The organism is Streptomyces alanosinicus (genome assembly GCF_014650595.1).
Lineage (GTDB): Bacteria > Actinomycetota > Actinomycetes > Streptomycetales > Streptomycetaceae > Streptomyces > Streptomyces alanosinicus.
This window is the reverse complement of record NZ_BMVG01000006.1, coordinates 138,307-151,768: the sequence shown is the minus strand read 5'-3', so window position 1 is coordinate 151,768 and position 13,462 is coordinate 138,307. Positions and strand designations below refer to the sequence as shown.

The following is a 13,462-nucleotide window of genomic DNA, read 5'->3' as shown; positions in this document are numbered from 1 at the left end:
GTCGTACCAGGAGTGGGCGGGGCCGGATGCCCTGTTATGCCCGGTCATTACAGGTGGGCTCAGTCGAAGCGGGCCGCCAGCACCACCACGTCCTCCTCGCTGTCGGCGGCATCCAGGCTCTCCGGAAGAACGGTGCTCAGGATGTGGTCGGCGACGGCGCCGGGGTCGTGGCGCAGTCCGCGCGGGATGCCCGCCGCGGCCGCGTGCAGCCGGGCGAAGGCCCGGTCCATGGGGTCGCCGGTGCGGTGCAGCAGCCCGTCGGTGTAGAGCAGAACCGTCTCGCCGGGCTCGGCCTGGATCTCCACGCTGGGCGCCTCCCAGCAGGCGAGCATGCCGAGCGGGGCGGAGACGGAGGTCTCGGCGAACTCGGTGCGTCGCGCGCCGATCAGCAGCGGCGGGCTGTGCCCGGCGCCGGCCAGGGTGACCTTGCGCAGGACGGGCTCGCAGTAGGCGAACAGCGCGGTGGCCGAGCGGGCGGGCTCGGTCAGCCGCAGCAGCAGCTCCAGGTCGGACAGGACGGCGACCGGGTCCTCGCCCTCCATCACGGCGTACGCCCGCAGGGAGGCGCGCAGCCGGCCCATCGCGGCCACCGCGCTCGGCCCCGAGCCGGTGACCGAGCCGACGGACAGGCCGAGCGCGGCGTCCGGCAGCGGCAGCGCGTCGTACCAGTCGCCGCCGCCGCGCGGGCCGGTGCGGTGCCGGGCGGCGAGCTGGATCCCGGGCACCCGGGGCAGCCGTGTGGGCAGCAGTTCCTCGGTGATGGTCGCCACGCGCGCGCGGGTGCGTTCCACCTCCAGCAGCCGGGCGAGGTGCTCGGTGGCGTGCCGGACGTAGAGGCCGGCGAGATGCCGCTGGCGTTCGTGGGGCTCGGCCGGTTCGTCGTAGAGCCATACGGCGGCGCCGAGCCGGCCGGCGGTCTCGGAGGCGAGGGGCAGGGCGTAGCTGGCGGCGTAGCGGAGGCGGGCGGCCACCTCGCGGTGCCGGGGGTCGAGGCCGTCCTCGGCGAGCAGGTCCGGGTGGACGATCTCGGCGGTCGTGCCGGTGTCGTAGGGCAGCGCGCCGCGCGGGACGGTCTCGATGTGGCCGAGGTCGGCGCGGCCGAGGCCGAGGCCGAGGGTGGTGCGGGGGCCGAGTCCGTCGCCGGGTTCCAGGGTGACGAGGCCGCGGCGGGCGCCGACGAGGGCGGCTCCGGCGCGCAGCAGCTCGTGCAGGGCCGGCTCCAGGGCGTGTGTGCGGGACAGGCGCTCGGTGAGTTCGTGGAGGGTCGTGAGGTCGGAGACCCAGCCGGCCAGCCGGTCCTGGAGGAGGGCGCCGGGTGCGGGCGCGTTCGGGGCCGGGACGGTCGGGGCGTCCGGGGAGGCGGTGGCGCCGGGAGCGTGGGGGGTGGGCGCGACAGTGTGTGCGGGCGTCGGAACCGTTGGATCGATTCCGGCCACTTTCGGAGGGTGAGGGGCGTTCATGGCGTCCGGCTTCCAGACCGGTGCGTATTGCTGAAAAGCATCGCAAACCCCCATGTCATTCTGCGCCGCTGCAGTGTCTCCACATGTACACGCACTCGTGAGGGGATGTCCAGCATTGTCCTGCGGGGATTCCTGGTGTCCATGAGGTGGACGAGGGTTTCTTTCGAACCCCTTGCCTTACTACCAAGTTGGCTTAAAACTGCCTCGGGTAACGGTTCATTGCGGTCGACTGGCACTGCTGCACAGAGCGTCACCGCGGTCGTGATGGGTACGTACTCGGAGAAGGCCAGGGGTGGTTGGGGGCTACCCGGAACCTGGCGACGGACCCGGGCGTCATAGCCACCGACGGCCGAGCCCCATCCTCCCTGGCGGAGGCGGAGAGAACCACGCGCGACGGCAAAAACGCCATACTTCGCCACCCCCGCGCCGCAACCGTGTTTTTGATAGACGCACTACGGACGTGTGCGCGGCCCAATGCTCGACCCTTTGGGGTTCCCCTGGCGTGCGCAGAAGCGTGATGCGCCAGCAGGTACGCACAGTGAAGTGATCGACACATGGTGTGATGTGGACCACGGTGTTGCCAGCGGTGCAACGGAAAGGAACGAGCGCTCATGCGCGAGATCCTCGGAAGGCGACGCAGGCTCCTGTCCAGGCGGAATGACGGGAGGCCTGAGCTGATCAGCGCGGCCCTGACCTTCGCGACCGAATGGCAGTGGCCGGTACTCCCGGGCGTGGCCCCGGACCCGCAGGGCCGGGCCCGCTGCGCCTGCCCCGACCCCGAGTGCACGGTGCCCGGTGCGCACCCCTTCGACCCGGGCCTGCTCACGGCCACGACCGACGCACGCATGGTGCGCTGGTGGTGGACCAACCGGCCGAGCGCGCCGATCGTCCTGGCCACCGGAGGCACGGCGCCCTGCGCGGTCAGCCTGCCGGCGCTCGCCGCCTCGCATGCCCTCGCCCTGCTCGACCGGCGGGGCATGCGCCTCGGCCCGGTGATCGCCTCGCCGAACCGCTGGGCGCTGCTCGTCAAGCCGTACTCCATGCAGCAGCTCGGCGAACTGCTCTACGCCAAGGACTTCGTCCCCGGTTCCCTGCGCTTTCACGGGGAGGGCGGCTATCTCGCCCTGCCCCCGTCCGAGACCGGCCAGGGCGGTGTCCGCTGGGAGCGCGCCCCGCTGCCCGGCTCGGCCGCGCCCTGGGTGCCCGACGTCGAGGCGGTCGTCGACGCCGTGGTCGACGCCCTCACTCGTACGGGTGTGAGCGCACCCGAGTTCTAGGGGTCTGCGGCGCGGGTGCGTCGGGCGGGCCTCGCGGGCTCGTTATCTTCCGCACATGGTGCGAATTTCTGGGGGTCAGGGCGGTCGGTCTTCGGGGGGACAGGAGAGCCGGTCCTCCGGGCGGCACGGCCGCCGGTCACCGCGCCGCGCGGAGCGGCCGGAGACGGTGCGTGGACGGGATCCCCGAACACTGTGGCTGCTCGGGCTCCTCGGCGTCGTGGCGGCCGCGGTCGCGTTGCCGCTGGCCATGGCCTCAGCGGGACAGGTGAGCGAGGCGGCCCGGCACGCGATGGCGGGAGAACCACGCGACGCCGTGCGGACCCCGGGGCACGGGGGCGGCTCCGGGCATGGTGGGGACTCCGGGCACGACCATGCCGCGGGGTCGCGGAAGGGCGGCGCCAAGGCCGGCGCCGGGACGCGTGAGGGCGCGGCGGGAGCCGAGGACGCCGCCGGTTCCGCCGACGCGAAGATCCCCTCGCCCAGCGAGGCGACCCGGCTGCTCGGGCTCGGCCTGGACACCGCCACGCGGTGCGGCCCCCAGCTGACCTCCCCGGACGGCCTGGAGGCGCAGACCTGTGTGCTGACACAGGGCGCGGACACCTGGGCCCGTACCTACTACCGCAACACCACCGGCCGGTCGCTGGACTCCGTGCTGAGCCTGCTGGGTCCGGACGGCCGCAGTGTGCAGATGCACTGCGTCACGGGCACCGACGACGAGCCCGCCACCTGCGAGACGCCCCGTCAGCACATCAAGGGCGGACCGGACGCCTACTCGGCCGTGAACGAGTTCGCCTCGCGCGGGACCGACGGGATGCTGCTGCTGCGCTCGGGCAGTGACGCGGCGCACGGCGACGGCAACACCGGGGCCAAGGGCAGGAGTTGACACTCCGCGACGGCTGTACAGCGGACGCGGACATGGAAAGACCCGGTTGCTGGCGACGGGGGATGCACCAGCAACCGGGCTACTGGAACGGTAACAAGAGATCGGCGGTTCGCAAATTCCGTCCGGGGCATTCAGCCACCGATTTCCCTGTTACCAGGGGGAGTTGTGACAGGAGTCACCCGTTTCGGGGGCGCGCTCCCGGCTCACCGACCGTTCAGTTGTGACGCGCGCCCCACGACGGCGTCAGCTGAGCGTGACCTGTCGGTTGGTCAGTCCGCCGCGCGCCCGGCGCTCGTCCGGGGTGAGCGGCTCGGTGGTGGCGAGGGCGGCGGCCAGGCGCTCGGCGAACTCGGTGGCGGGCTTCTCCACGTCGTCCGCCGTGACCCCGCTCGGCAGGTCCCAGACCGGCACGGTGAGGCCGTGAGCACGGAAGGAGCCCACGAGCCGGGTGCCCTCGCCCAGGTTGGAGCGGCCCACCGCGTGCAGGCGCGCGAGAGCGTCCAGAAGCTGCTCCTCCGGATGCGGCATCACCCAGCGCAGGTGGTTCTTCTCCGGGGTCTCGCACCAGTACGCGGCGTCCACACCGGTCAGCTTCGCCGTCGGGATGGCGGCGGCGTTGGCCCGCTCCAGGGACGCGGTCACGTCCGGCGTGGCGTTCTCCGCGTCCGGCACCCAGAACTCGAAGCCGCTCTGCACGACCGGCTCGAACGGCGCGTCGAGGTCCAGCACCTCCTGCAGCCGCGGACCGTCGGCCGGGGCGCGGCGGCCCTGCACCGGGGTGCCGGGCTCGGCCTGGAGCGCGCGCAGGAGGGTGTCGGCGAGGTCGCGGCTGAGGTCGCCGGACGCCGTGTCGTTCTGCAGGCCGATCAGGACCGAGCCGTCGTCGCGGCGCAGCGCGGGCCAGGCCATCGGCAGCACCGTGGCGAGCGTGACCGAGGGGACGCCCTCGGGCAGGCCGTCCTTGAGGGTCAGCGCGACCGTGGCGGCCGGCACCAGCTCGCGCAGTGCCACCCAGTCGCCCTCACCGGGCAGCCCCTCGAACGGGCGGTGCACCAGCTCGGTCACCGCGTGTGCCGCGGCCCGGCCGTGGCACGCCTTGTAGCGCCGGCCGCTGCCGCAGGGGCAGGGCTCGCGGGCGCCGACCACCGGGATCTCGCCGTCGATCGGCTGGGATCGCTCGGCCTTCGTCTGGGGTCGCTTCTTGGCCATCGTGGGGTCTCCCGGTTACGGCTTTTCTGGTACGGGCGGGAGCCTAGCCGTTCAGGCCGTGACCGGCGGGAACCTGTGGACAACGCACGTCAGCGGGACGCCAGAGGTGTGAACCTGTGGACAACCCCGGGGGCGTCCGGAGATCCGTTCCCAGGCCCGCTCGGCGCCCGCTCCGGATCGGCTCCATCCCGGCTCCGGTCCTGCTCCGCGCGCTCTTCGGGCCTTCTTCCCCTCGGGCGTGTCTGTTGCCCCGGCCCTTGGCCACGTCCCCGGCGTGGCGTTCAGTCCAGGTCGTCGAAGGCGTCGGCGAAGTCCAGGCCTGCCATGTCCGCGAGCGCGGGGGCAGTGACGCGCGTAGCGAAACCGTCCCGGCGGCACCCGGCATCGGGATCGTGGACGTCCACGTGGACCACCACCCAGACCGTCACCTCGCCGCGGGCGTCGTCCCGGACCCCCCAGTCGTCGGCGAGAGCCGTGATGATGTTCAGCCCCCGCCCGCCGTGCGCGGTCACCGACGGGGTGGCCGGCGCCGGGCGGGTCGGGCCGCCGCCGTCCGTCACCTCGACGATGAGCCGGCCCCGGGTGTCGACCCGCCACGCGGCGCGCACATCACCGTCGCCGGCGAGCGCGTCGCCCAGGGGCCGCCCGTGCTTGCAGGCATTGCTCAGCAGTTCGGAAAGGATCAGTACGGCATCGTCGATGACCGAATCGGATACGCCACCGCTGCGCAACTGCGAACGCATCCGGTGCCTTGCCTTCCCCACGCCCGCAGGGCCATGGGGTACGGCCATGCTCGACGACGTGGGCACCTCCTGTGCCACCACCAACGCCACCCCCGAGACCTCCTTTGCCCCACGCCACGGTGTGGATGCCCCATTGGCCTGTACCGGAAACCGGCCAATCCTCTTCCGGTGACGCATTCGCAACGACCTTGTACGGAGCGAACGCGCCGGAGCACTCCCTGTGACGAAGGCCTTTCCTCAGGTCGCCATATGGCTGGATTTCATTGGTGTGGCCGAGACTGGAGGATTCAGCAGCCGCACAGCAGGGTCAAGGGATGCGCACGGCTCCTTACCGCCCTCTTGAGGTCACATACGCCCCAACTGTCGCAGGACTTCGCGCGGGCGGTTGGTGATGATGGCGTCGATACCCAGCTCCACACAGAGGTCGACGTCCTCGGGTTCGTTCACGGTCCAGACATGGACCTGATGACCGGCGCGTTTCAGCCGTGCCACATAGCCGGGGTGATTGCGCACGATGCGCATCGAGGGCCCCGCGATCCGCACGCCCGCGGGCAGCCGCCCGTCGCGCAGCCGTGGTGTGAGGAACTGCACCAGGTAGACCGTCGGCAGCATCGGAGAGGCGGCACGCACGCGCTGCAGCGAGCGCGCCGAGAAGCTCATGACCCGGACCGGGGACTCGGCGGCGGAGGCCGGCGCGTCCAGCCCGAACCGCTTCAGCAGGGTCAGCAGCCGCTCCTCGACCTGGCCGGCCCAGCGCGTGGGGTGCTTGGTCTCGATGGCCAGCTCCACCCGCCGTCCGGCGTCCGCGACCAGCTCCAGCAGCCGCTCCAGGGTGAGCACCGAGGTGTCCGCCGGGTCCTCGGGCCGGTGCACCCAGTCGGGCTCCTCGTCCCGCAGACGCCAGGCGTCACGTGTCTTCCAGGAGCCGAAGTCAAGGGCGGCGAGATCGGCCAGCTCCAGTGCGGAGACGGCGCCGCGGCCGTTGGAGGTGCGGTTCACCCGGCGGTCGTGGACGCAGACCAGATGGCCGTCGGCGGTCAGTCGTACGTCACACTCAAGAGCGTCGGCGCCGTCCTCGATGGCCTTCTTGTAGGCGGCCAGAGTGTGTTCGGGCGCGTCTTCTGAGGCGCCTCGGTGGGCGACGACCTGGATGGAGCGCTGTGGTGCGTGGGTCACCGCGTCATGGTGCCATCGTCATGGGGGACGTACGGCGGCGTGGACGCGTCCGCGCGGCGAACGGCGGCACCCGCCCTTGTTGGTTTATATAACTTTTGCCTGAAAGCTCCCTTATAAAGAAAGGCCACGGACCCACAGCCACCGCTTATGGTGCTCTGACGGCCCGTGGGAAAAGCTGACCGCATACAAAAACGGGAACCAGCTGTGGATCGAGGAGAAGAGCTGTGAGCACCGAGAACGAGGGCAACGAGGTACCTCCGGCCCCGTCCGCGCCTCCCGTGCCGGTGGCCTCTCCCGCCTCCCCGCAGGGCTCCGCACCCGAGGAGAACGCGCCGACGGCTCCCCTTCCGCCGGTACCCCAGGACGCTCCGGCCGCCGCCGAGGCACAGCCCGGCCCGGCCTCCGCCCCGCACCCCGCCGGCCCGGCCCCCGAGGGCTCCTGGCCGCCTCCGGCGCCTGCCACCACGCCGTACGGCGAGGGCCCGGCCTACGGTGACGGCGGTGCGGGCGGCGGCGGTGGCTACGGCGGCCCGGGCGGCGGTGGCTATGGCGGCCCGGGCGGCGGTGGCTATGGCGGCCCGGGCGGCGGTGGCTATGGCGGCCCGGGCGGCTGGGGAGGGTCGTACCAGCAGCCCGCCCCCAGGCCGCGCGGCGGACGCGGCGGGCTCGTCGCCGCGGTCCTGGTGGCCGCGCTGGTCGCGGGCGGCCTGGGCGGCGGCCTCGGTTACACCCTGGCCAAGGACAACGACAGCAACGGCTCCACCACCGTCTCCGCCTCCGAGAGCAGCGCCACGCAGGTCAAGCGCGCACCGGGCACGATCGCCAACGTGGCCGCCAAGGCACTGCCCAGCACGGTCACGATCGAGGCGGAGAGCAGCAACGGCGAGGGCGGCACGGGCACCGGCTTCGTCTTCGACACCCAGGGCCACATCGTCACCAACAACCACGTGGTGGCCGACGCGGTCAACGGGGGCAAGCTCTCGGCCACGTTCCCCAACGGCAAGAAGTACGACGCCGAGATCGTCGGCCACGCGCAGGGCTACGACGTCGCCGTCATCAAGCTGAAGAACGCCCCGTCGGACCTCAAGCCGCTCGCCCTCGGCGACTCCGACAAGGTGGCGGTCGGCGACGAGACGATCGCCATCGGCGCCCCCTTCGGCCTGTCCAACACGGTGACGACCGGCATCATCAGCGCCAAGAACCGCCCGGTGGCCTCCAGCGACGGCAGCTCCGGCAGCAAGGCGTCGTACATGAGCGCCCTGCAGACGGACGCGTCGATCAACCCGGGCAACTCCGGCGGCCCGCTGCTGGACGCCTCCGGCGCGGTCATCGGCATCAACTCGGCGATCCAGTCGTCCACCAGCGGCGGCGGCTTCGGCGGTTCCGGCCAGTCCGGCTCGATCGGCCTGGGCTTCGCCATCCCGATCGACCAGGCCAAGTACGTCGCCCAGCAGCTGATCAAGACCGGCAAGCCGGTGTACGCCAAGATCGGCGCCTCCGTCTCGCTGCAGGACTCCACCGACGGCGCGAAGATCACCGACCAGGGCACGGCCGGCGCCGCCGCGGTCGAGTCGGGCGGCCCGGCCGACAAGGCGGGCCTCAAGCCAGGCGACGTGATCATCAAGCTGGACGACATGGTGATCGACAGCGGCCCGACCCTGATCGGCGAGATCTGGACCCACAAGCCCGGCGACAAGGTCACGATCACCTACAAGCGGGGCGGCTCGGAGCACACGGTCGAGCTGACCCTCGGCTCCCGGGCGGGCGACAGCTGACAGCGCGACGAACGGCACGCACGCGTGGGGACGCCGCCAGGAACGCCGCCAGGAACTCGTAGCCTGGTACGCCGACTTCGGCGCTGCCCCGGGCCGGCTTTCGGGCCCGGGCGGACCACACGGCCCGCCGCACGTTCGATCCCGGTACGCTGTACCCGCTCCGTCCCAGGTGGACGGGGGCTAGGTGGGTTGCCCGAGCGGCCTAAGGGAACGGTCTTGAAAACCGTCGTGGCGCGAGTCACCGTGGGTTCAAATCCCACACCCACCGCAGCAGCTCAATTCCAGTGCTGGTCAGAAGGGGTGTCTCTCGGGGAGGCACCCCTTCTGCGTTCCATCTGCCCAGGCATCCGCGCGGAGTGACCGCGCCTCACGGGAGCAGCGAAGCGTGATGGCCCTGCCCAGCATCGACCCGGCGTTGCCGAGCGATCCGTGTCCCGCGCGGGTCTGGTACACGTCGTACGGCTCCAACACGCATCTGGACCGACTCGCCGCCTACATCAAGGGCGGGCGGCCTCCCGGGGCGGCGAGGGAGTATCCGGGGTGCCGCAACCGGGCCATGCCCACGAGGTCGGTCCCGGTGGAACTGGCCGGCGCGATGTACTTCGCCACCGAGTCACGTGTCTGGGGCGGTGGCCGGGCCTTCTACGATCCGCGGGGCGGGGGGCGGGTCCTGGCGCGGGCACACCTGGTGACGGCGGAACAGTTCTCCGACATCGCGGTTCAGGAGATGTACCGGGACCCCGGTGTGCTTCTGGACCTGGGGCAAGCGCTGTCGAGCGGTCGCGCCGTCCTGGGCGAGGGCCGCTACGAAACCCTGGTGTGTGCCGGGCAGGTCGACGGCCTGCCCGTCGTGACCTTCACGGCCCCGTGGCAGATGGGCGATGTCCCGTGGGTCGCCCCGTCGCCCGCGTACGTCCGCTTCCTCTGCTCCGGTCTGCTGTCGGCCGGTGCCTGGGACACGGAGTCGGTGGCCGCGTACGTGTCCGCGTGTCCCGGCGCGGCCGGCCACTGGTCGGTGCGGGACATCATCGAGCTGCTCGGCGGGGAACCCGTGCCACCGACCTCATGACACAGGCCGGCCCGGCTCCACTCGCCCGAAGAGACCCGAAGAGACCCGAAGAGACCCGAAGAGACCCGAAGAGACCCGAAGAGACCCGAAGGGAGCCGTCAGGGCCGGTGCGCCGTCACGGCCGGTGTGCCCTCCTCACGGCCGGTGCCCCGTCATCCGTGCCGCCGAGGCGATCGTCGCCCGTGCCTCGCGTTCCGACAGGCCGGCGTCGACGGCCGCCTCGGTCAGGGCGTCCACCAGGGCGGGGCCGATGCCGTTCTCGTAGGCGCGGCAGGCCGCCCAGAACAGGCGGGTGTTGCGCTGGCCCTCGTGCGCGCAGAGGACGAACTGGACCAGGCCGCGGCCATGGTCACCGGGCGCCGCTGGGGCCGGGACCGGGTGTGCGGGCCGGGGTGGCGGCACGAGCAGGCGCAGCAGGGAGGGCGGGCAGGACGCGGGGGCCAGGTGCGCGGTGCCCGGCGTGGTCGTGTACACGCCGTGCTCGGTGCGGGAGCCCGGTCCCACGAGGTAGCCGCCGGCGCCGCGGATGTCGATCCCGGGGGCGAGCCGGCCGGCGGAGTTCGGTACGACGACGTCCGGCGGGCCGGTCAGCCACAGGTGACGCCCGCCGCTCGGGGTGCGGACGACGACCGTCTCCGGAATCGTGAACAGATGGCGCAGGGCCAGTTCACGCAGCGCGGTCGAGGAGTCGGTACCGGACTTGGTGTCCAGGTCGACGCCGATCAGGTGGTACGGCGGCAGCCCACACGCGATGCCGTAACCCGTAGCCCAGGGCGCGGCGGCGAACAGCTCGCGGATACGGAACGGGTCGGTCGAGGCGTCGTACACGCCATGGCCGAAGCGGCCGCACTCGCCGTGGCAGCGTGGTCCGGCCGGGTCGGGGTGGTCGCTGTGGGGGGAGCGCAGGGCCGGGAGCTTCGTCCGGGACAGGGGGATGACGGCCAGGCCGCGTTCGGCGGCTGACAGCGCGTGTGCGAGGGCCAGCGTCGTGGCCTGCCGGTCGGTGGTGGCCATGGCTCCATGTTCGTACGCGTGTTCGAAAAAGGGAAGAGGGGTCGGTGGCGGCGCGCCGTGCGCGAGGAAAATGGCCGGATCTACGGGAAAACGATTCATCCCTTGTGTCGCTTGAGGAATGAAAGAGACCTCTGATCCCGCCTGGGGCATCGAACGGCAAAAGGTGGCGATAAGGGTTTATCGACTTGTCATCACGCTTGCGTGCGAATCAGGCCTTCCGGTGTGGTTCGCCGGGGATTCGGTGGGCAACTCTGATCTCGCGACGTCGCCCACAACGTCAGAGCGGTCGGCCAACTGCCCTGGCACAAGCAGTAGTTCATGTACTTCCGGCCCTCGTGCCGCCAAGTTCTTGGTTCTGGAGGAACAACATGGCAAGCATCCGTACCGCCCGCGTTCTCGCCGCCGTCGCCGCCCTTCCGCTCGCAGCCGCCCTCTTCAGCGGCGTCGCGACCGCCGACAACGGTTCTCTCGCGGACAACGGATCGAGCGCCAACACCGGTGTGGCGGGCATCATCGGCAGTGGAGTCGGCCACGACAACTTCGGCAACTCGGCCACCACGCAGCAGAACGCGGTGGGCAACGGTGCCTCGAACCAGAGCAACACCGCCCAGGTCAACGACTCCGCGTTCGCGCCCATCCAGCAGGGCAACGAGAACGTGGCGGTCCACTTCGCCCAGCTGTGGTGAGCCTCGGGCGGGGTCCCTCCCGCTGAGGGGTCTCGTGGGGAGTGCTTCGGGGTCGTAACACGTCTGCGCGGCGGTACTTCGGTGCCGCCGCGCAGACGTGTGCGGTGGCCGACCTTGACACCCACCGGTATCTGACGGACAGTCAGAAACCGTTCCTGTCAGGTACGCGAGGCCGGGAGGGCCCCAGCCGTGCACCTCGCCCCCACCCGGTGGCAGCAGCGTCTGCGCGCCGAACTCCGCGCCTACCTCTACTTCTGTGAGGTGCTGCCCGCCCCCGGCGAACCCGTCGACGCCCGGGCCCTGTTGCGCCGCACCGACCCCGAGGCGCCCGAGCACCGGGGGATCTCCGTCCTCCTCGTCCCGGCCGACGCGCCGGGGTTCTCCTGGACGCCGATCGAGACGGTGGGCGGGCAGACGGCGACCGCCACCTCCTACGACGGCGTCCACGTCCCCGCCGGGAACCTGGTCGGCGCCGAGCACGACGGCTGGTCGCTGATCACCGGCCGGCTCACCCGCGAGCGGGTCGCGCTCGCCGCCCTCGGCATGCAGGCCGAGGAGTTCCCCGCTGTCGCGCTCGCCGCGGCCCGTACCCCCGATCGAGTGAATCAGCGACGCCGGATCGATGAGCCGCGGGTCCGTCTGCGAGCCGCCGAGGCGCATGCTCGACTAGTGCGAATCGCCTGCTCAGCCGGCGTCCGGTGGCCGACGTGGGGGCGGACCGGCCGGCCTCGGGCGAGGCGAGCGGCGTGAAATTCGCGGGAACGGAATCGACTGTCGCGACGTATCGCATGTGTCAGGAGATCGCCGGCGAGGCGGGACTCATCCGCTCCGGTTCCCCGGGAGCCCTCGGGGACGGCGAGCTGGAGCGGCTGAACAGAGCGGCGCAGATCAACACGTTCGGGGGCGGGGTGAGCGAGGTGCAGCAGGAGATCGCCGCGACGAAGCGGCTCGGGATGACGAGGGGGCGGCGGTGAGCACGGACGGCGGGGCGGCGGTGACCGCGAAGGGCGAAGCGGCGGTGGGCACGCACGGGGTGCAGCCGGCGGCCGGGCGGACGGCGGGCGGGGATCCCGACGCGCTCGGCGCGCGGCTCAAGGGGTACGAGGGCCGGCCGGCCGCCCTCGACGGGTCGGGCAAGGACCCGGTGAACGCCCCGATGATCCGGCACTGGTGCGAGGCCATGGGCGATGCCAACCCGGCCTACCGAGGCCCGGACGCCATCGCCCCGCCCACCATGCTCCAGGCCTGGACGATGGGCGGCCTGTCCGGACACGAAAGCCGCACGGGTGCCTACGACGACCTGCTCTCCCTCCTCGACGCCTCGGGCTGTACGTCGGTGGTGGCCACCGACTGCGAGCAGGAGTATCTACGGCCCCTGCGCCCCGGTGACCAGGTCACGTTCGACTCGGTGATCGAATCGGTCTCCGGCCGCAAGACGACGAAGCTGGGCACCGGATACTTCGTCACGACGCGCACGGACGTCCGGGTCGACGGCGACCTTGTCGGCACACACCGCTTCCGCATCCTCAAATACGCCCCGGCCCGCCGGAAACCCCCGGCCCCGCGCCCCCGACCGGTGGTCAACCGGGACAACGCCGGCTTCTGGCAGGGCGTGGCCGACCACCGGCTCCTCATCCAGCGCTGCACGGACTGCGGCACCCTGCGCCACCCCTGGCTGCCGGGCTGCAACGCTTGCGGCGGCCTGGACTGGGACACGGCCGAGGCGAGCGGCGAGGGCACGGTCTACTCGTACGTGGTGATGCACCACCCGCCGTTCCCGGCCTTCGAGCCCCCCTACGCGGTCGCTCTCGTCGAACTCGCCGAGGGCGTGCGGATGGTGAGCAATGTGGTCGGGGTGCCGTACGACAAGGTGCGCGTCGGTCTGCCGGTCCGGGTGGAGTTCCGGACCTACGAGGACCCGGAGGGTGCGCTGGTCCTGCCGGTCTTCCGGGCCGTCGAGGGCGAGGGCTGACATGGACTTCACACCCACCGACGCCCGGAGCGAGGCCCGTGACCTGGCCCCGCGGATCTTCGGCGACCCCTCGACCCATGACCGGCTGAGGGCACCGGCACCGTGCAGCGACCCGGAGCTGCTGCTCGTGGAGGAACAGGCATTTCCGGTGGGGCCGACAGATGGACGCCTATCTGGGCTGTGGGGCCGAAGTGCCCC

General features: G+C 71.8%; 11 protein-coding genes, 1 tRNA gene and 1 pseudogene. 8 read left to right on the top strand and 5 right to left on the bottom strand.

The window, feature by feature from the left end:
* Positions 1 to 59: 59 nt before the first annotated feature.
* Positions 60 to 1,514, bottom strand: a complete 1,455-nt coding sequence (locus tag IE277_RS15850) for a PP2C family protein-serine/threonine phosphatase (protein ID WP_189952814.1) — start codon at positions 1,512 to 1,514, stop codon at positions 60 to 62.
* A 557-nt stretch (positions 1,515 to 2,071) separates the two neighbouring features.
* Between IE277_RS15850 and IE277_RS15845 the strand changes: the two genes are divergently transcribed.
* Positions 2,072 to 2,737 carry a bifunctional DNA primase/polymerase gene (locus IE277_RS15845; RefSeq protein ID WP_189952812.1) on the top strand — a complete coding sequence of 222 codons (666 nt, stop codon included), beginning with the start codon at positions 2,072 to 2,074 and terminating at the stop codon, positions 2,735 to 2,737.
* A 166-nt stretch (positions 2,738 to 2,903) separates the two neighbouring features.
* The gene (locus tag IE277_RS15840; protein ID WP_229881583.1) at positions 2,904 to 3,620 is read left to right on the top strand and encodes a hypothetical protein; all 717 of its coding nucleotides are present in this window, start codon (positions 2,904 to 2,906) and stop codon (positions 3,618 to 3,620) included.
* A 243-nt stretch (positions 3,621 to 3,863) separates the two neighbouring features.
* Here IE277_RS15840 and IE277_RS15835 read toward each other — a convergent pair whose 3' ends face one another.
* The 3 genes from IE277_RS15835 to IE277_RS15825 all read right to left on the bottom strand — a co-directional run bounded on the left by IE277_RS15835 (position 3,864) and on the right by IE277_RS15825 (position 6,748).
* On the bottom strand, positions 3,864 to 4,829 hold the full coding sequence (locus IE277_RS15835; RefSeq protein ID WP_189952809.1) for a DUF5926 family protein: 966 nt from the start codon (positions 4,827 to 4,829) through the stop codon (positions 3,864 to 3,866).
* 281 nt (positions 4,830 to 5,110) lie between these two features.
* Complete coding sequence (locus tag IE277_RS15830) at positions 5,111 to 5,749, bottom strand: ATP-binding protein (RefSeq protein ID WP_189952807.1); 639 nt, start codon at positions 5,747 to 5,749, stop codon at positions 5,111 to 5,113.
* Between the two features lie 168 nt (positions 5,750 to 5,917).
* Positions 5,918 to 6,748, bottom strand: a complete 831-nt coding sequence (locus IE277_RS15825) for a glycerophosphodiester phosphodiesterase (protein ID WP_189952805.1) — start codon at positions 6,746 to 6,748, stop codon at positions 5,918 to 5,920.
* 224 nt (positions 6,749 to 6,972) lie between these two features.
* Here IE277_RS15825 and IE277_RS15820 point away from each other — a divergent pair, with 224 nt between their 5' ends.
* The 3 genes from IE277_RS15820 to IE277_RS15810 all read left to right on the top strand — a co-directional run bounded on the left by IE277_RS15820 (position 6,973) and on the right by IE277_RS15810 (position 9,592).
* Positions 6,973 to 8,523: a S1C family serine protease gene (locus IE277_RS15820; RefSeq protein WP_189952803.1), complete on the top strand. Its 1,551-nt coding sequence runs from the start codon at positions 6,973 to 6,975 to the stop codon at positions 8,521 to 8,523.
* Between the two features lie 183 nt (positions 8,524 to 8,706).
* Positions 8,707 to 8,791, top strand: a tRNA-Ser gene (locus IE277_RS15815).
* 120 nt (positions 8,792 to 8,911) lie between these two features.
* Positions 8,912 to 9,592 (top strand): histone deacetylase, encoded by a 681-nt coding sequence (locus IE277_RS15810; protein WP_189952801.1) that lies wholly within the window; start codon positions 8,912 to 8,914, stop codon positions 9,590 to 9,592.
* A gap of 135 nt (positions 9,593 to 9,727) precedes the next feature.
* Here IE277_RS15810 and IE277_RS15805 read toward each other — a convergent pair whose 3' ends face one another.
* Complete coding sequence (locus tag IE277_RS15805) at positions 9,728 to 10,606, bottom strand: bifunctional DNA primase/polymerase (protein WP_189952799.1); 879 nt, start codon at positions 10,604 to 10,606, stop codon at positions 9,728 to 9,730.
* Between the two features lie 368 nt (positions 10,607 to 10,974).
* On the opposite strand from IE277_RS15805, the gene IE277_RS15800 reads away from it, so the two are divergent.
* From IE277_RS15800 to IE277_RS15790, 3 genes and pseudogenes are all read left to right on the top strand, one after another.
* Positions 10,975 to 11,292 (top strand): hypothetical protein, encoded by a 318-nt coding sequence (locus IE277_RS15800; protein ID WP_189952798.1) that lies wholly within the window; start codon positions 10,975 to 10,977, stop codon positions 11,290 to 11,292.
* 309 nt (positions 11,293 to 11,601) lie between these two features.
* Positions 11,602 to 12,266 (top strand): annotated as a pseudogene (locus tag IE277_RS15795) (acyl-CoA dehydrogenase family protein); the annotation flags it as partial.
* Positions 12,267 to 12,325: 59 nt separating this feature from the next.
* On the top strand, positions 12,326 to 13,264 hold the full coding sequence (locus IE277_RS15790; protein ID WP_189953287.1) for a bifunctional MaoC family dehydratase N-terminal/OB-fold nucleic acid binding domain-containing protein: 939 nt from the start codon (positions 12,326 to 12,328) through the stop codon (positions 13,262 to 13,264).
* Positions 13,265 to 13,462 lie beyond the last annotated feature (198 nt).

What these genes read in the sequence shown, in the direction of transcription:
- IE277_RS15850 (WP_189952814.1), bottom strand. Translation starts at nt 1,514, where the DNA reads ATGGGGGTTTGCGATGCTTTTCAGCAATACGCACCGGTCTGGAAGCCG.
- IE277_RS15845 (WP_189952812.1), top strand. Translation starts at nt 2,072, where the DNA reads ATGCGCGAGATCCTCGGAAGGCGACGCAGGCTCCTGTCCAGGCGGAAT.
- IE277_RS15835 (WP_189952809.1), bottom strand. Translation starts at nt 4,829, where the DNA reads ATGGCCAAGAAGCGACCCCAGACGAAGGCCGAGCGATCCCAGCCGATC.
- IE277_RS15830 (WP_189952807.1), bottom strand. Translation starts at nt 5,749, where the DNA reads ATGCGTCACCGGAAGAGGATTGGCCGGTTTCCGGTACAGGCCAATGGG.
- IE277_RS15810 (WP_189952801.1), top strand. Translation starts at nt 8,912, where the DNA reads ATGGCCCTGCCCAGCATCGACCCGGCGTTGCCGAGCGATCCGTGTCCC.
- IE277_RS15805 (WP_189952799.1), bottom strand. Translation starts at nt 10,606, where the DNA reads ATGGCCACCACCGACCGGCAGGCCACGACGCTGGCCCTCGCACACGCG.
- IE277_RS15800 (WP_189952798.1), top strand. Translation starts at nt 10,975, where the DNA reads ATGGCAAGCATCCGTACCGCCCGCGTTCTCGCCGCCGTCGCCGCCCTT.